The 15,527-nt window shown below is 69.4% G+C and carries 17 protein-coding genes and 1 pseudogene; 4 read left to right on the forward strand and 14 right to left on the reverse strand.

Going from position 1 to position 15,527, the window contains the following annotated elements:
- Positions 1 to 7: 7 nt before the first annotated feature.
- A pseudogene (locus CMS_RS13000) lies at positions 8 to 1,914 on the reverse strand (ABC transporter ATP-binding protein).
- Between the two features lie 357 nt (positions 1,915 to 2,271).
- On the opposite strand from CMS_RS13000, the gene CMS_RS13005 reads away from it, so the two are divergent.
- Complete coding sequence (locus CMS_RS13005) at positions 2,272 to 3,096, forward strand: ferritin-like domain-containing protein (RefSeq protein ID WP_106408654.1); 825 nt, start codon at positions 2,272 to 2,274, stop codon at positions 3,094 to 3,096.
- Between the two features lie 78 nt (positions 3,097 to 3,174).
- On the opposite strand, the gene CMS_RS13010 is transcribed toward CMS_RS13005, so the two are convergent.
- A complete protein-coding gene (locus tag CMS_RS13010) occupies positions 3,175 to 4,686 on the reverse strand; it encodes a hypothetical protein (protein ID WP_133064103.1) in 1,512 nt (503 codons plus the stop codon).
- Between the two features lie 208 nt (positions 4,687 to 4,894).
- Positions 4,895 to 5,173: a GlsB/YeaQ/YmgE family stress response membrane protein gene (locus CMS_RS13020; RefSeq protein ID WP_012299887.1), complete on the reverse strand. Its 279-nt coding sequence runs from the start codon at positions 5,171 to 5,173 to the stop codon at positions 4,895 to 4,897.
- A gap of 117 nt (positions 5,174 to 5,290) precedes the next feature.
- On the opposite strand from CMS_RS13020, the gene CMS_RS13025 reads away from it, so the two are divergent.
- Positions 5,291 to 5,959, forward strand: coding sequence for a response regulator transcription factor (locus CMS_RS13025; RefSeq protein ID WP_041464700.1), 669 nt, complete (start codon positions 5,291 to 5,293; stop codon positions 5,957 to 5,959).
- A gap of 44 nt (positions 5,960 to 6,003) precedes the next feature.
- On the opposite strand, the gene CMS_RS16730 is transcribed toward CMS_RS13025, so the two are convergent.
- From CMS_RS16730 to CMS_RS13040, 3 genes are all read right to left on the reverse strand, one after another.
- On the reverse strand, positions 6,004 to 6,177 hold the full coding sequence (locus CMS_RS16730) for a type II toxin-antitoxin system ParD family antitoxin (protein ID WP_012299889.1): 174 nt from the start codon (positions 6,175 to 6,177) through the stop codon (positions 6,004 to 6,006).
- Positions 6,178 to 6,183: 6 nt separating this feature from the next.
- The gene (locus tag CMS_RS13035; protein WP_223842659.1) at positions 6,184 to 6,819 is read right to left on the reverse strand and encodes a Fic/DOC family protein; all 636 of its coding nucleotides are present in this window, start codon (positions 6,817 to 6,819) and stop codon (positions 6,184 to 6,186) included.
- A gap of 146 nt (positions 6,820 to 6,965) precedes the next feature.
- Positions 6,966 to 7,175 carry an antitoxin VbhA family protein gene (locus CMS_RS13040; protein ID WP_041464701.1) on the reverse strand — a complete coding sequence of 70 codons (210 nt, stop codon included), beginning with the start codon at positions 7,173 to 7,175 and terminating at the stop codon, positions 6,966 to 6,968.
- Positions 7,176 to 7,355: 180 nt separating this feature from the next.
- Between CMS_RS13040 and CMS_RS13045 the strand changes: the two genes are divergently transcribed.
- Positions 7,356 to 8,420 (forward strand): S66 family peptidase, encoded by a 1,065-nt coding sequence (locus CMS_RS13045; protein ID WP_041464702.1) that lies wholly within the window; start codon positions 7,356 to 7,358, stop codon positions 8,418 to 8,420.
- Between the two features lie 38 nt (positions 8,421 to 8,458).
- Here CMS_RS13045 and CMS_RS17180 read toward each other — a convergent pair whose 3' ends face one another.
- The 7 genes from CMS_RS17180 to CMS_RS13075 all read right to left on the reverse strand — a co-directional run bounded on the left by CMS_RS17180 (position 8,459) and on the right by CMS_RS13075 (position 14,087).
- Positions 8,459 to 9,061 carry a hypothetical protein gene (locus tag CMS_RS17180; protein ID WP_012299892.1) on the reverse strand — a complete coding sequence of 201 codons (603 nt, stop codon included), beginning with the start codon at positions 9,059 to 9,061 and terminating at the stop codon, positions 8,459 to 8,461.
- Positions 9,062 to 9,132: 71 nt separating this feature from the next.
- Positions 9,133 to 9,663: a hypothetical protein gene (locus CMS_RS13050; protein WP_133064101.1), complete on the reverse strand. Its 531-nt coding sequence runs from the start codon at positions 9,661 to 9,663 to the stop codon at positions 9,133 to 9,135.
- Between the two features lie 179 nt (positions 9,664 to 9,842).
- Positions 9,843 to 10,316 (reverse strand): DUF4365 domain-containing protein, encoded by a 474-nt coding sequence (locus tag CMS_RS16735; RefSeq protein WP_012299894.1) that lies wholly within the window; start codon positions 10,314 to 10,316, stop codon positions 9,843 to 9,845.
- 126 nt (positions 10,317 to 10,442) lie between these two features.
- Positions 10,443 to 11,501, reverse strand: coding sequence for a glycosyltransferase family 9 protein (locus CMS_RS13055; protein WP_012299895.1), 1,059 nt, complete (start codon positions 11,499 to 11,501; stop codon positions 10,443 to 10,445).
- A gap of 61 nt (positions 11,502 to 11,562) precedes the next feature.
- Positions 11,563 to 12,228 (reverse strand): DedA family protein, encoded by a 666-nt coding sequence (locus CMS_RS13060; protein ID WP_012299896.1) that lies wholly within the window; start codon positions 12,226 to 12,228, stop codon positions 11,563 to 11,565.
- A gap of 678 nt (positions 12,229 to 12,906) precedes the next feature.
- Positions 12,907 to 13,674: a hypothetical protein gene (locus CMS_RS13070; RefSeq protein ID WP_106408655.1), complete on the reverse strand. Its 768-nt coding sequence runs from the start codon at positions 13,672 to 13,674 to the stop codon at positions 12,907 to 12,909.
- 176 nt (positions 13,675 to 13,850) lie between these two features.
- Positions 13,851 to 14,087 carry a hypothetical protein gene (locus tag CMS_RS13075; protein WP_012299899.1) on the reverse strand — a complete coding sequence of 79 codons (237 nt, stop codon included), beginning with the start codon at positions 14,085 to 14,087 and terminating at the stop codon, positions 13,851 to 13,853.
- Positions 14,088 to 14,132: 45 nt separating this feature from the next.
- Between CMS_RS13075 and CMS_RS13080 the strand changes: the two genes are divergently transcribed.
- Complete coding sequence (locus CMS_RS13080; RefSeq protein WP_012299900.1) at positions 14,133 to 14,603, forward strand: MarR family winged helix-turn-helix transcriptional regulator; 471 nt, start codon at positions 14,133 to 14,135, stop codon at positions 14,601 to 14,603.
- A 63-nt stretch (positions 14,604 to 14,666) separates the two neighbouring features.
- Here CMS_RS13080 and CMS_RS16260 read toward each other — a convergent pair whose 3' ends face one another.
- Complete coding sequence (locus CMS_RS16260; RefSeq protein ID WP_012299901.1) at positions 14,667 to 15,509, reverse strand: type II toxin-antitoxin system death-on-curing family toxin; 843 nt, start codon at positions 15,507 to 15,509, stop codon at positions 14,667 to 14,669.
- Positions 15,510 to 15,527: the final 18 nt, after the last annotated feature.

The raw sequence follows: 15,527 nt of genomic DNA on the forward strand, positions 1-15,527 counted from the left end.
ACCCGGCTCAGCGCCCGGGCGCGCCCGACGCGTCCGCATCCTCCTCCGCCGCGACGTCCTTCGGCACCGCGAACTGGGTGCGGTGCAGCTCCTCGTACCGGCCGCCCGCGGCCAGCAGCTCCTCGTGCGTGCCGCGCTCGACGATGGAGCCGTCCTCGACCACGAGGATCAGGTCGGCGCTGCGGATGGTGGAGAGGCGGTGCGCGATGACGAGGGCCGTCCGCCCCTCGAGCGCCTCGCTCAGCGCGGCCTGCACGGCGGCCTCCGACGTCGAGTCCAGCGCCGCCGTCGCCTCGTCGAGGATGACGACGCGCGGGCGGGCGAGCAGCAGCCGCGCGATGGTCATGCGCTGACGCTCGCCGCCGGAGAGCCGGTAGCCGCGCTCCCCCACCATGGTGTCGAGCTGGTCCGGCAGGGAGCGGATGAGCGGCTCGAGCCGTGCGCGCCGCACGGCGTCCCACACCTCGTCGTCGGTCGCATCCGGCCGGGCCAGGCGCAGGTTGGACAGGATCGTCTCGTGGAACAGGTGGCCGTCCTGCGTCACCATGCCGAGGGTGTGCCGCATGGAGGCGAAGGTGACGTCGCGCACGTCCGTCCCCGCGAGGCGCACGGCGCCCGAGTCGACGTCGTACAGGCGCGAGAGCAGCTGCGCGATCGTGGACTTGCCCGCACCTGACGTGCCGACGATGGCGACGGTCTGCCCCGGCTCGATCCGGAAGGACACGCCGTGCAGCACCTCCTCGCCGCCGCGGGTGTCGAGCGTGGAGACCTCCTCGAGGGAGGCGAGGGACACCTTGTCCGCGGACGGGTAGGCGAAGCGGACGTCGTCGAACTCGACCGCCACCGGGCCCTCCGGGACGAGGACGGCGTCGGGCTTCTGCTGGATGAGCGGCTCGAGGTCCAGCACCTCGAAGACGCGCTCGAAGCTGACCACCGCGCTCATGATCTCCACCCGCGCGTTCGCGAGGCTGGTCAGCGGCGCGTAGAGGCGCGTGAGGAGGAGCGCGAGGGTGACCACCTCGCCGGTGTCGAGCTGGCCGGCCAGCGCGAGGAAGCCGCCGAGCCCGTAGACGAGCGCGAGGGCGGAGACGAGCATCAGCGCGGTGACGAAGACGAACTGCAGCATCGCGGTGCGGACCCCGATGTCGCGGACGCGGGCGGCGCGGACGCGGAACTCCTCGGACTCCTCGTCGGGCCGGCCGAACAGCTTGACGAGGGTGGCGCCGGGCGCCGAGAATCGCTCGGTCATCTGCGTGCTCATGGCGGAGTTGTGGTCGGCGGCCTCGCGGCGGAGCGCGGCGAGGCGACCGCCCATGCGGCGCGCGGGCACGAGGAACAGTGGGAGCATGACCACCGCGAGCACCGTCACCAGCCGCGACGTGCTGAGCATGACGATGAGGGTGAGGATCAGCGCCACACGTTCGTGACCACCCCGGACAGCGTGCCGCTGAAGGCCTGCTGCGCGCCGATCACGTCGTTGTTGAGGCGGCTCACGAGGGCGCCCGTGCGCGTGCGGGTGAAGAACGCGATCGGCATCTTCTGCACGTGGTCGAACACGGCGGTGCGGAGGTCGAGGATCACGCCCTCGCCGATCCGCGCCGAGTACCAGCGCGTCACGAGCGAGACGCCGGCGTCGGCCACCGCCACGAGGGCGATGACGACGGCGAGCCGCACGATGGTGGCGACCTCGCCCCGGGCGACGATGACGTCGACCACCTGGCCGGCGAGCACCGGGGTCGCCACCGCGAGGAACGCGCCGACGACGGACAGCCCGATGAAGAGCAGCAGCTTCGCCCGGTACGGCACCGCGAACGTCATGATCCGCTTCACGGACTCCCGGGAGATGCCATTCCGGCCGTCCCGCGCGCTCGAGATCTTGTAGAGCGAGCTCCAGGCGACGCCTTCCATGCTCATGGTGGTTCCTTTCGTAGGCACGCGGCCTGATGCGAGCGGCGGACCGCCCGGGCTCGGGTCGCCCGGCGGCGGACCGGGTGTCCGCGTCGCTGCTCCGACCGGGCGTCGTCGTCGTGACCGGATCCGCGGACACGGCGTGGACGGATCGTCCTGCCGGTGGGCCCATGCCCATCATGAGCCACGGATGACGGCGATCACGCCCAGCCGATGAACCGTCACCCGATGGCCGTCGGGCGGAGGACGTAGCCGGCGTCCGCCTCGCGGACCACGTGTCCGCCGCAGGATGCGCCGCGGCGACCCCCGGAGTCCCTCCTCCGCCGGGCGAGGCCAGGGCACCGCCGTTCCTAGCGGGAGGGCATGACCTCGATCACGCAGACACCGACGCCCGCACGGCCCACCGCGGCGACCGCTCGCATGGCGACCGCCGCCGACTGGATCGCCCACTTCCACGCCAACGCCGACCGGCACCTCAGCCCCGAGCAGCTGATCCCGTCCGGCACGCCCTCGCCGCTCGACGCCCGCACCCGCCGCGCCTTCGTCCGCTCGTTCCAGCGGTTCGCGCTCGGCGAGAGCGGCGACGGGGTCCACCTCCTGCGGATGGCGACCGCCGCGGGCGATCCCGCGTACACGCACGCGCTCGCGCTCCTCGTGCAGGAGGAGCAGAAGCACGCGGCGCTGTTCGTGCGCGCGCTCGACCACCTGCACGCGCCCGCGCTGCCCGCGCACTGGACGGACGCGGCGTTCACCCGGCTGCGGCACCTCATCGGGCTGCGGACGGAGATCAGCCTGTTCCTCATCGCGGAGACGGTCGCGACGGGCTACTTCCACGCCCTCGCCGACCACGCCCCGGATCCCGCGCTCCGCGCCCTCGGGCAGCGCATCGCGGACGACGAGCTGGACCACGTCCGCTTCCAGATCGACCGCCTCCGCACCGGCTTCCGCGACACCCCCGCTCCCCTGCGCGCGGTCATCGGCGCCGCGTGGACGGTCGTCGCGGCGGGCGCGGCGACGGTGATCGTCGTCGACCACCGGGCGGCCCTCCGTGCCTGCGGCGTCGCGCCGCGGGCGTACTGGGGCCGGGCGATGCGCGGCTTCGGGGCGGCGGCGCGGTCGGTGCTGGTGGATCCGCGGGCGCCGCTGCTGGGGCCGGCGGGCGCCGCCGACGCGCCCGCACGCGCCTGACGCCGCGCACGCCGGAGGGGCGGGCCGCCTCCTCGGCGACCCGCCCCTCCTCTGTCCCTCAGCGCCGGGCGACGAGGATCATGCGATCCTCTTGCCCGCGCTCGTCTTCACGAGCGACGGGTAACCGGCCTTTGCGCCAGTCGTGGCGACGGTGATCGTCGCGCCCTTGTCGGCCGCGACGAGCGAGTACGTCGTCGCCGTCGCGCCGGGGATCGCGACGCCGTTGCGCTTCCACTGGTACGTCACCGTCACGGGCTGCGGAGTCCAGGCGCCGGCCTTCGCGGTGAGCGTCTGACCCACCTTGAGGACGCCGGAGACCGTCGGTGCGACGCCCGTGATGATCGGTTGCGGCACGCGGGCTGTCGCGGCCGAGGTCTTCGTCGCCGAGGTGAAGCCCGCCTTCGCACCCGTGACGGAGATGGTGATCTGCGTCCCGGCATCTGCGGGGACGACCGTGTAGGTCGGGTTGGTGGCTCCGGGAATGGCGTTTCCGTTGCGGTTCCACTGGTAGCTCAGGGCGACCGGCTTCGGCTCCCACGTGCTGGTGCGCACCGTGAGGATGTTGCCGACCTTCGCGGTGCCGATGATCGACGGCGCCGGCGTGGACGTGAGGAGCTGCGTCGCCGACGGGGCATGCCCGGTCGTGGCGGTCACCTCGCCCCATCTGGAGAAGTCTGCACCGCCGCCGAACTCCATCCAGAACGTGATCGTCGCGTCGTATCCGACATCGACGGTGACCGACCCCACTGCGGGCGCGGGAGTCCAGCCCGGGGTGCCCGTGATCGTGTACCCGATTCCGTCCTCCTCGGGCCATCCGTTCAACGCCTCACGGACATCCCACGCGAAGGTGATCCGCGAGCCGGACACCACGGCTGTGGGCGTCGACTCGTGGACGTACCCCCGAGCGCGATGCAAGACGCGCGGGGTCGGCGTGCCCGTGACAAAAGCACCGTCGACAGTGCCTGCCACACGGAAGCTGACCTGGTGGTCACCAGGAGAAGCCGGGGCCCACGCTTCACCCTCCCCCACGGCCGCGCCGCCCATGTCCTGCCAGGTGCCCGAACCGTTCAACTCGTACTGGTAGCGCGGCTCATCCACTTCGGCGGGAAGGGCGTCGAGCGACAGGTAGACGTGATATCCGGAGACCGTGTCGAGCATCCAGTCGTCGAACACGACCCTCGGCGCGGGGATCGACACGGAAGCGGGACCCGTCACCCGCGCCGTCGCAGCACTCGATCGCGACAGCGAGGTGTACCCGGACTTCGAGCCGGTGATCGTGACCGTGATCTGCTTGCCCACGTCGGCGGTACGCACTGCGTACGTGGAGGCAGTCGCACCTGAAACCGCCACACCATCGGACCACCACTTGAAGGCGAAGGCCGTCGGCGCGGGAGTCCAGGAACCGGTGGCGACCGTCAGGGTCGAGCCGACCGTCGCTGAGCCGGAGATGACCGGTGCCGAACTCGAGGAGAAGGCGATGGTGGCGGCCGCCTGCGCGGGCATCGCCGTTCCCGCAGCTGTCGTGGTGCCCAGTGCGATCGCGATGGCGAGAGCCATTCCGCGCCACGTCTTCGTCGTCGCGATCATCATCGCCTCGCATTCCTGCGAGTCGGTCTCGCGCCGGATGAATCCTCACAGCGGAATCGCACGGGCGCGCCCCCTATTTCGGGGAGTCTTGGAAAGATGACCCGGGCACAGGAACGGGGCGGCGGCCACATGGCCGCCCGCCCCTCCTCGTCTTCCGCTACCGGCTGTCGTCAGACGCGCGCCAGCGCATCGACGGGTCGCCCGGCCGTGTTCAGCGGCGAACGGACTTGCGGCCGCCGACCTTCACGTAGATGAGCAGCACGATGATCGCGCCGATGATGGATCCGATGATGCCGGCGGGCTGGAAGAAGCCGTCCATGGCGTCGCGCTGGAACAGCAGGAACGCGAGGAATCCGCCGACGAACGAGCCGACGATGCCGAGCACGATGGTCATGAGGATCGACATGCTCTGGCGTCCGGGCACGACCGCGCGGGCGATGAAGCCGGCGATGAGGCCGATGACGATGAGGCTGATGATTAGTCCGAGCATGGTGTCCTTCTCTCTGGTGAACGCGGGGTCGCGCTGCGGTGCCCGGTGGGGCGATGGATCCAATCAACCACCCTGCGGGGTGTGACGACACACCCCTGGGGGTGGGATGGTGGATCCATGCCCGCCGCCCGCACCCGCCCCGTCACGATCGCGCTCGTCGACGACTACGACGTGGTGCTGAAGGGCCTCGCCCACATGTTCGACGACTACCGCGACCGCGTGCTGGTGGCCGAGATCGATGCCAACGCCGCTCTCTCCGACGAGATCGACATCGTGCTGTACGACTCGTTCGCGCAGCCCGAATCCGACCACCACGAGATCGCGGAGCTGGTGCGCAACCCGCGGGCCCGCCGCGTGGTCGTCTACACCTGGAACTTCCAGCCCGAGCTGATCGCTGACGCCCGCCGCCAGGGCGTGCACGGCTACCTCTCCAAGGCGCTGCCCGCACGGGAACTCGTGGAGGCGCTCGAGCGGATCCACGCGGGCGAGGAGCTGTTCAACCAGGCGCCGCTGCGGGCCGCGAGCGCGCCGTCGCTCGATTGGCCGGGCAAGCGCGAGGGGATCACGGACCGCGAGTCGGAGATCCTCGCCCTCATCACGCAGGGCAAGAGCAACCAGGAGGTCGCGGCGCTCACGTACCTCTCCCCCAACACGGTGAAGAGCTACATCCGCTCGATCTACCGGAAGATCCAGGTGCAGAGCCGCACCCAGGCGGTCATCTGGGGTGTCGGCCACGGGTTCAGCCCCGACCACCACCGGATTGACCACTGGTTGGGTGGGCCGTAGGGGGCACCTAGAGGTCTTCGCGGCCGGTGGGAACCGCCATGGCGTCAGGCGCGCTTGTCCGCGATGAACGTGTCGAGGTCGAAGGGTGCTGCTTCGCCGCTCTCCTCACCGGCGACCAGCGCTAGTCGCAGCGCCTCGAGCCGCGGCTCCTGATCCTCCATGTCGCGGAGCCCGGTCCGGCCCACCTCACTCGCGGATCGATCCTGCCCGGATGCCACCTGCCGCTACCTCCCGTAGCCGCTGTCTCGGCCGCCCACACGACCACCGGCAACTGGGCCCGGTCGCGCGACGCCATGGACCGCACGCGACGGTGACGGCCCCTCAGGTCGGGTGGTCCCGGGCGATGTCGGGCGCGGGAGAGGGACGACCGCTCGCCCCAGCACCTCCTCCAGACGCGCGTTGCTGCCGGTGTCCTGGCTGTGGAATCGGGCCTCGACGAACTGCTCCCTCAGCGGCGATCCCACGGCGAACCGGGAGGACTCGATGCGGTACCCCGCCTGCTCCGCGAGCTGAGAGAAGAACACGAACTGGGTGCGGGTGTTGCCCTCGCGGAAGCTGTGGATCACGTTGAGCTCGCCCCAGCTCTCCGCGAGCTCGTGGACGAACTCCCGCTGATCGAGGCCCCGCAGGAGGTCCTTGTCGGCGAGCTGCCGGTACTGGGCCTCGGCTGCTTCGGTGAGGGTCGGACCGGCCGGGTAGTAGGAGTGCCCGTCCTTGCTCATGAAGGAGCCGACGGGAGCGACGCGCTCCTCGCCGGCCCAGTCGTAGACGTCCTGGAAGATGTGGCGGTGGATCGCCTTCATGTGCGGGTAGTCGAAGTGTCCGTCGATGGGTTGCCGATATAGCTCGGCGAGTCTCACACGCGCGATGTCTTCTTCGCTGACGCGCAGCTTGTCGGAGTCTGTCTCACCGTGGGGCTTGCCAGGGCCCGTGAGCTTGTTCCTGAGGACGGTCGTACCCGGTATGAAGTAGTCGTCCCAGGTTCGGAACGTCGGCCGACGGCGCATCATCCGATGACGTGGCGACGGATCGCGGCTACTGCCTCTTCGCTCGTGATCTCCTCCCGAGCGGCGCGCTCCGATATCTCGATCAGCACAGGATCCGTCACCTGGTGTCCGGCGAGCGCGAGGGCCGCGTCCGCGAAGGCGAGGCTCTCCGCGGCTCGTGCATCGCGTGCGGCGATGGCGGCAGCGGCGGAGGTCTGCGAGTGCGGCATGACGGGCCCCTTTCTGAGTTCTACAAACCTACCCGCGGGGTCTCCCCACGGGCCTGAGATCACCCCACCTTCGGAGCGCAGCGGGGTCGACGAGTTGGGGAGGAGCTTCTGACAGCGGAAGCGGACGCACGGCCCAGCACACCACCCGCCCTCCCCGCCTCCTCTGCGAGCATGACCCGCATGATCCCCTCCACTTCCTCCCGGTTCCGCAAGTCCGTGCCCAAGGCGGAGGCGGGAGACCGGGCGGCGGTGCTGAGCCCCGCGTTCGCCGCGCCCGGCATGGCGCCCGTGGTGCACGTGCAGGCGATGCGGCGGCTGCAGGAGGCGACCGGGCTGATCCCCGTCGAGTACCCGACCACGCGCCGGCTCGGGGCGAGCGCGGAGGATCGCGCCGCCGACATCACGGCCGCGTTCGCCGACGACTCCATCCGCGCGATCGTCTCGACCGTCGGCGGGGACGACCAGGTCACGGTGATCCCGCACGTGGACATCGAGGAGCTGGCCCGGAACCCCAAGCCCTTCCTCGGCTACAGCGACAACACGAACCTGCACAACCTGCTCGCCGGGCTCGGCATCCCCTCCTTCTATGGCGGATCCACGCAGGTGCACCTCGGCGCCGGCCCCGGCATCGACGACGTGCACCTGCGCTCGCTGCGGGCCGCGCTGATCGAGGGAGGCGAGCTCGAGATCACGGAGCCCGGGGAGTCGGAGGACCACGGGATCGACTGGACGGATCCTCGCGCGCTCACCGAGCACGGCGAGCGGACCGCGACCGAGCCGTGGAAGTGGGCCGGCCCCGCGGCGACGGTGGAGGGGCCGACCTGGGGCGGCTGCATCGAGGTGATCGACCAGATCGCGATGGCCGGGCGCATGCCGGACCTCGACCGGCTGGAGGGCGGGATCCTGCTGCTCGAGACGAGCGAGGAGGTGCCGTCGGCGGCCAGCGTGAAGCGCTGGGTGCGGGGGCTCGGCGAGCGCGGGATCCTCGACGTCGTCGCGGGCGTGCTCGTCGCCCGTCCGGTGACCATCGTCATGGGCGCGCCCGTGCCGTCGCCCGAGGAGCGCGCGCGGCTGCGGGCCGAGCAGCGCGACACCGTCATCGAGCAGATCGCCCGCTACAACCCGCGCGCGGTGGTGTGCGTGGGCGTCCCGTTCGGGCACACGCGGCCGCAGTGGATCCTGCCCCACGGCGGCACGGTGCGGCTCGACGGGGCGGCGAAGACGGTGCACGCGGACTACAGCTGACGCGCTGACCAGCCTCGCGTACCAACTCCACCCTTAACTTACTTTGAGCTTGTCTCATCGTCATACGATTCATAGGCACGCGCCACGGCAGGGATATCCTCGACGTCGGGAACTTGCTCGAAAGCTGCTAACACTGAGGTTCGAAAGTCTACGTCGACGAAATCATCTTCATACAAGAAGGAAATAAACTCCTCTCGACAATGCCTTTTGATGGCGCCGATTATAGGGGCGAGGGCGCCTGGTAGCTCAGTATTGGCCGCCCGTAGGGCTTCATCCCACATGGGAGGGAAGTCCTCGAGCAATAGTGCGCCCCCAAGTAGTAGGGGCAGGACGGGCCTACCAGCCAACCTCTCCGCCTCCGTCAAGCGCCAGAGGGCGAACGGCGACAAGAGGTCTAGTGCAAGGACTTGCTCGACATCACTTGCGCCAGGATTCTCTCCAGACAGGGCATCAAATTGACGGTTAGCCTGGGCGACTTGCCGCTCCTGGACTGGAGAGTCGAAACGCTCTATGAGGTATGAAAAAGCCACATCGTAAAGCAGCCAATACTCAGCGTCGGGGTCATCTGCAGCTGCAGCCTGCCTGTATAACGCCACCGCTTCGGCATATTTTCCCTGACGGAGCAGAGCGTCCCCGATCAATGCATCCAGATATGGAGCGCCGGCCTCCTGAGCTTTTCTGTAATAGCCTTCAGCGTCTGAAAATAGCTCCTCTACATAATAAGTGGCGCCAACGTCGCGAAGCCAATATGCCCGCTTGCGGTAACCGCGTCTAGGTCGGCGGCTTTCATATATAAATCGCGTGCCTTGGCCGCATTCACGCTCCGCATCAATTGAGCAGCGTTATAGAATATAATTGCTTGTCCAGTAAGCTTGGCGACGGCCGCAAAGCGGTCGGCGAGAAGCTCGAGAACCTTGTCGTCGATTTGGCCCTTATGGGTAATTAAGGATAGCGATGCCTCTACTTGAATACTACTTTGCGGCTCGAGAATGGTCCTCTGAGCCAGTTCGAGCAGGGATTTCAAGTCACGAGCGATGATCACGTCCCGCATTATTACGTCTATTAAATCAGCCCGGTAAACGGAGGAGGCGATGGGGATTGCGGCTTGCAGGGCCGAGTAGACCTGCAGCCCGAGGCCCATCGACCGTAACGCCATGTAAGCGGCCATCATTATGTTTCCCTGAATTGCGAGGCGATCTGCCTCCTCCAGTCCTCCCTTCGCCAATAGTGCCGGATAGTGCATGTATCGAGGATGAGCGCCAGAAAGTCGCACAACAACAAAGTCGTCCGTAAAAGCAACGTTGAGCACTAGGTCCCGCTTCTGCGACGCCTGGAGCGATAAACCCCTGACACCGCCCAAGGCTCGCCTGGTATTTCCAACGAACGATCCGGCCCTTTCGCCCAAAAATACCTCGTCGCTTGTCACTGCCACAAAGACCGGGAGACTCGCGTCACTTTTTTTAGAGCTCGCTGAGCCCGAACTTCATCTAAGACAACGTTGGGCGTATCGGCTGACCATTCATCTTCAAAAATGACGGTCAATTCCTTGTTGGCCGGATCGGCCCCCCAATCATCTACCAGATGAGCCCACTTCCACCAAATTCGGCCTGAGGCGGCCTCCCAGAGAACAATAAGCGTCGGGAGATCGAGTGCAGCCCAATAATTACGAGTGGCGTTCTTGATCGCTTTCTTAGGAGCGCCTGCAAGTCTTTCGACGCTCTTAAGCTGCACCAAAAAGTGCATGCCGGTGGCGAAGCCAGCTTCAAACACCTCGATATCCCCATCCACGCCGTAGTCCCCGGTCGGGGCGGTAAAGGTCCAGCTGGCCGGGAGTCGCTCCTCAAACGCGCGTCGAGATTTTTCGGCATTATCGTGACTCTGGGGCCGGCCCGGCATTTGGTCATTCAATTACGGCTCCCTTGATGTACTGTCAGACACTTCTTACCAGAATTAGGTCAGCCCTACTAGGGCTAACTGACTGACGCCCGGGCGCGTGGAGCGCCAATCCTGAATACCGCCGGATCAGTCGCGCGGGTCGTCCGTGAGGGGTCGGATCACGAGGTGGCCGTCGAGGGAGCGGGCCGCCTCGAGGACGTGCGCGGGCGTGATCGCGAGGAGGGCCGGATCCGGGACGCTCGAGAACGTGTCGCCGAGGCGCTGCGACGCGTCGGTCAGCACGATGTGCGGGCCGGACGCGGGCGGGCCCCACTCCTCGGGCGAAGCCGGGCCGAAGATCACGACCGAGGGGATGCCGTAGGCGGTCGCGAGGTGGGCGGCGCCGGTGTCGGCGGAGATCACGAGGTCGGCGGCGGCGATGATCCCGGCGAAGGCGTCGAGGGCCAGCTCGCCCGCGAGCACGGTCTCCGTCGGCATGCCGGCGAGGGCGGCGACCTCGAGGGCGCGCTCGCGCTCCTTGTCCGATCCGGTGAAGACGACCGTGCGGCCCTCATCCGCGAGCGCGCGGGCGACCGCGGCGAAGCGGTCGACGGGCCACTGGCGGGATCCGTAGGCGGCGCCCACATGGATCACGACGGCGTGCTCCGCGACGGGCGGCTCGGCGGGGACGAGGATGCCCACGTCGTCCGGATCCGCGGGCATGCCGTGCCAGGAGACGAGCCGGGCCCAGCGGTACCGCTCGAGGACGTGGTCCTCCCAGGCGGGTCCGTCGGCGGCGGGCAGACGATCGAGCTGAGGCGCCGCGTGCCCGAGGGTGCGGTGCGCGCGCAGCTCGTGGAGGAGGGCGCGGCTCTCGTGACCTGCGCCGTGCAGGTTGATCGCGAGGTCGACCGTGCCGGGCTCGCGCGCGATGGGGTGGTCGAAGCCCTGCTGCGGGAGGTGCTCGTCGACCATGCCGAGGAGCTTCACGACGGGCGCGAGCCAGCCGGTGGTGGCGAGCGCGATGCGGGCGTCGGGGTGCGCGCGGCGGATGGCGCGGAGCGCGGGGACGGCCACGAGGATGTCGCCCAGCTTGATGGCGCGGAGGACGAGGATCTCTTCCGGGTGCTGCTGGTCGGTTCCGGCGGTGCGGATCGACGGGCGGGCGTCGTCAGGGTGGGCGGCGCGGTCGCCGGGGGTCTGCATGGGTTCCAGCCTGGCAGAGGCGAGGCGCGAGGGTCGGGGTGGCGGCGTCAGGCCGCCCGGGTCAGGCCGCCCGCACCCGCCGGATCACCCGGGTGATCACGAACCACAGCACCAGCAGCGCGATGATCCCGATGGCCGCGTAGGAGATGAGGCCGCTCCACTCCTCCAGCACCGGGCGGATCGCCGGGCCGAACGCGAAGCCGAGGCCGACCCAGATGGCGTTCCAGGCGCCGGACCCGATGACCGTGTAGAGGGAGAAGCGCCAGACGGGCATGCGCTCGATGCCCGCCGGGATGGAGATGAAGGAGCGCACGAGCGGCACGCACCGGCCGAGGAGCACGGCCGTCCCGCCCCAGCGCTGGAAGAACGCCTCGGCCTTGTCGAAGTCGGCGTGGTCGAGCAGCGGGATCCGGCCGACGAGGCGGCGGGTGCGGTTCCGGCCGAGCGCGGCCCCGATCGCGTACCAGATGAGCACGCCCACGAGAGCGCCGATCGTGGCCGCGGCCCAGGCGCCCCACGCGTTCATGCGGCCCTCGTAGGCGAGGAAGCCGGCGACGGGGAGGATCGCCTCGGAGGGAATCGGCGGCACGAACGTCTCGATGAGGACGGCGAGGCCGACCCCCACCTCGCCCAGCACCTCGATGAGGCCGAGGACCCAGCCGACGAAGCCGTCGTATCCCTCGCTCGGGTGGATCGCTGCGGGGGTCATTGCCTGGATGGCGCTCATGCGGCCTCTCGTTCTGTCGGGGGGTCGGGCGTCGATGTCGTGGACGGCGGTGCCGTGCGGGCGGTGCCGTGGATCGCGTGCGGGGCGGCGCGGAAGACGGCCCCCGATCCGCGAGCTTAGGGAATGCGATTCCACAACCGCTGAATAGGCGGTGGTGCGCGCGGCGGACGGCCATCGCCCCCGCGGAGGACGACGGAGCCGCGGGAGCACGAGAGGCTGGGTCCGGGGCGGGCGGCGCCCCGCCACCTGCCCGATGCGACCAGCCCGACCCCACCCGCTCGACGCGTCCCGAGGAGCTCCGCCGCGATCCACCCCGCCCGTCGCCCTGCACGCCCCGCACGCCGCCGCCGCGCTGCTCCGCGCCTACGCGCTGGGCGCTCCGGGTGCCAGCGCGGATCCCCTTGACGCCGACGAGCGCGCCCTCTTCACCGGCTGGCTCAAGGCGACGCAGACCGGCGCCACGCTCGTCCGCGCGGGGCGGACCGACGGGGGCGCGGGCGGGCGGGCGCCGGCGTCAGCGCCCCCGTCCTCCGCGAGCAGCGCGAGCGCCCGGGACAGATCCGCGTCGGCCCGCTCGGCCACCCGGTCGGCGGCGTCGCCGCGGAGGTGCCACGCGCTCGCGCAAACGGACGTGCCCACGGTCTCCCGTGGGCACGTCCTGAGCTCACCGCCGCATCGTCAGCAGTGCGACTTCCACCAGTAGGGGTAGTAGAGCCAGATGCCGTTCCGGGCGCACGTGGTGTTCTTGATCCATTCCGCGACGGTCGCGACGGCCGCGCCGACGAGGCTGCAGGTGATCTTCGAGAAGTCGAAGAACAGGCACAGCCCGATCATCCCGCCGGCCACGCCGCCCGCGACGATGGTCTTGAACCAGGGGCCGTTGATGTAGACGTGCTCGCCCTGGAACCACTTGATGACCTTGTTCCACCAGTGCTTGCTCTCCGTGATGCCGGCGGCGCCGGTCGGGGCGCTGCCCGCGGGCGCGTCGGCGGAGTCGGGCCAGTCGCCGTCGCTCAGGTCTCCCATCTCGTCGCGGAGGGACTGCGCAGCGGCGGGATCTGCGCGCAGCTGCGCGGCCATCTGCTGACCCGCCACCTGCTGCGCGGCGGACGGCTTCGTCCAGCCGTCGACGTGGTGTCCGTTGATGGTCAGCCCGTGCTCGCCGGCGTCCAAGACGTCCTCCTGCGTGACCCGGCCGCTCTTCAGGTCCTCCACGAGGGTCTTGTCCTCGAGCGAGCGCTCCAGACGGGTGCGGGCGTGGGAGGAACCGTGGTCGGCTGCGAAGGCGTCGCTGCTGGGTGCGGCGAGGCCGAGGCCGAGGCCGGCGAGGGCGCCGACGGCCACGAACGCCAGGAGTCGGCGCGTCGAGAGGAACGTGCGGCCGAAGGGACGAAGGGGACGAAGGGGACGAAGGGGATGGACGGGATGGAGGGGTCGTGCGGACATGCTGGCTCCTACGTGAGGAAGCGGGATTCGCCTCACTTGGAACGTAGGTGCGTGCTCGTGGGCGTGCGGGCAGTGCACAAGACGCGCGATGAACGACGGGGGAGTTCGAGACGTCCACTCGCTCTGCCACGGGTCTTGGTCAGCGCCCGTCGTCCTCCGCGAGCAGCGCGAACGGATCACACGGGGCAGCGCACCTGCGTGCGCGCTCCCGACCGGTCGATGTCGTGGTCGGGCATGGGCTTGCCGCACATGGGGCAAAGGCGCGACTGCGGCTCAGGAACCAGGTCGTCGGTGTACGGGCCGAGCGGCGGCGCGCCGAGGTAGGGGCGGAGCCGCTCGTTGAACCGCTCGATGGCCGCCCCGAAGCCGCGCTCGCGCCGCGGGCCGTCCTCCCGACTCTTACCTCGCGTCATAGTATTCAGTGTACGCGGTAATTCGGGCGACGGCAGGGAGCTGGCATGGCACACGAGGGCGCGACGCGCACGGATCCGCTGGCACTCGAGAGCCAGCTCTGCTTCGCGGCCGTGCTGGCGGCGCGGTCGGTCGTCGCGCTGTACCGGCCGATCCTCGAGCCGCTCGGCCTCACGCACCCGCAGTACCTCGTGATGCTCGCGCTTTGGGAGCGCGACGGCCGATCGATCTCCGACCTCGGCGGCGCGCTCGCCCTCGAGCCCGCGACCGTGACGCCGCTGCTCAAGCGCCTGCAGTCGGCGGGGCTCCTGGAGCGCGCGCGCAGCGCCGAGGACGAGCGCGTCGTGCGCGTCACCCTCACCGACGCCGGCCGCGCGCTCCGCCAGCAGGCCGAGCAGGTGCCCGCCACCGTGGCCGAGCGGACGGGCATGACCCCGACCGAGCTCGGCCGCATCCGGGACGACCTGCACGCGTTCCTCGCGCGCATCGACGCGGCGCCGGATCCCGCGGACGCCTAGCGCCGCGCGCCGGACATTCTTGCCGCGGAGCCTGTCGACAAGCTCCGCCCAAAGCGCGCGACTTCAGTCCGAGAGGGTCACCAACGTGACCTTGAAGGGAAGGGTTCCGACGAGCACACTGTCGAGTCGCACCTCCACCACGAGGTCACCGGGGACCACGATCCGCGGGGCGACCTGGAAGTGAAATGTTGAGGGCATCAAGTCCTCTGGGTGGTGCTCGTGGCCGCCCCTCACCGGTGGGGCGAGTCCGTGACGCGACTTGTTACGTCGGGGCGGATCCATCGACCCCGGGTCACGAGGGACCACGGACAACGCGAGCACATGGCCCTGGCCCGTGTCCTCCTCGCGCCAATGGATCTTGCCGCAGACGAAAACCGGTAATTGATACGGCGGCTTGCTTTCGCGCGGGTCGATCAGCCGACCCGCGATGCCGACGCCGTACCAGTCGGTCAGGAAACCGTCTCGCTCCTCCACATGCCCGACGAGCATCAGGTACTCGATCCGCGGGTCCACCGCGCTCCCCCGCTGACGTCGCTCGTGCACGCTGCGGAACCACTCGGCGACGCGAGACGTCTCGACGACCCCCGCGGCGACAGCGAGGGTGAACACCTCCGCCTCGACCGGCTCGACGGCGCCGAGCACGACGCCGTTGAGCTCGAGGAACGCCACCGCAGAAAGGAACGCGGTCCGCTTGTTGCCATCGTGGAAGTACTGGGTTGTCGCGAGGCCGTGCATCAGGGCGGCGGCCTTGTCGAAGACGCTCGGGAACGGATCGACGCCGCCGAAGCCGTTGAACGCCCTCCCGACCGCCGCATGGACACCATTGGCGTCACGAACGCCAGCGCCGTGTCCGCCGAACTCCAGATTGATCTCAACGACCGCCTCGAAGGAGAGGGCGACGACCATCAGGCCAGGCGGCGGAGC

This window comes from Clavibacter sepedonicus (assembly GCF_000069225.1).
Taxonomy (GTDB): Bacteria; Actinomycetota; Actinomycetes; order Actinomycetales; family Microbacteriaceae; genus Clavibacter; species Clavibacter sepedonicus.

Coding starts and splice junctions, on each gene's coding strand:
- CMS_RS13005 (WP_106408654.1), top strand. CDS start 2,272: ATGACCTCGATCACGCAGACACCGACGCCCGCACGGCCCACCGCGGCG.
- CMS_RS13010 (WP_133064103.1), bottom strand. CDS start 4,686: ATGATGATCGCGACGACGAAGACGTGGCGCGGAATGGCTCTCGCCATC.
- CMS_RS13020 (WP_012299887.1), bottom strand. CDS start 5,173: ATGCTCGGACTAATCATCAGCCTCATCGTCATCGGCCTCATCGCCGGC.
- CMS_RS13025 (WP_041464700.1), top strand. CDS start 5,291: ATGCCCGCCGCCCGCACCCGCCCCGTCACGATCGCGCTCGTCGACGAC.
- CMS_RS13040 (WP_041464701.1), bottom strand. CDS start 7,175: ATGCCGCACTCGCAGACCTCCGCCGCTGCCGCCATCGCCGCACGCGAT.
- CMS_RS13045 (WP_041464702.1), top strand. CDS start 7,356: ATGATCCCCTCCACTTCCTCCCGGTTCCGCAAGTCCGTGCCCAAGGCG.
- CMS_RS13050 (WP_133064101.1), bottom strand. CDS start 9,663: ATGCACTATCCGGCACTATTGGCGAAGGGAGGACTGGAGGAGGCAGAT.
- CMS_RS16735 (WP_012299894.1), bottom strand. CDS start 10,316: ATGCCGGGCCGGCCCCAGAGTCACGATAATGCCGAAAAATCTCGACGC.
- CMS_RS13055 (WP_012299895.1), bottom strand. CDS start 11,501: ATGCAGACCCCCGGCGACCGCGCCGCCCACCCTGACGACGCCCGCCCG.
- CMS_RS13060 (WP_012299896.1), bottom strand. CDS start 12,228: ATGAGCGCCATCCAGGCAATGACCCCCGCAGCGATCCACCCGAGCGAG.
- CMS_RS13070 (WP_106408655.1), bottom strand. CDS start 13,674: ATGTCCGCACGACCCCTCCATCCCGTCCATCCCCTTCGTCCCCTTCGT.
- CMS_RS13075 (WP_012299899.1), bottom strand. CDS start 14,087: ATGACGCGAGGTAAGAGTCGGGAGGACGGCCCGCGGCGCGAGCGCGGC.
- CMS_RS13080 (WP_012299900.1), top strand. CDS start 14,133: ATGGCACACGAGGGCGCGACGCGCACGGATCCGCTGGCACTCGAGAGC.
- CMS_RS16260 (WP_012299901.1), bottom strand. CDS start 15,509: ATGGTCGTCGCCCTCTCCTTCGAGGCGGTCGTTGAGATCAATCTGGAG.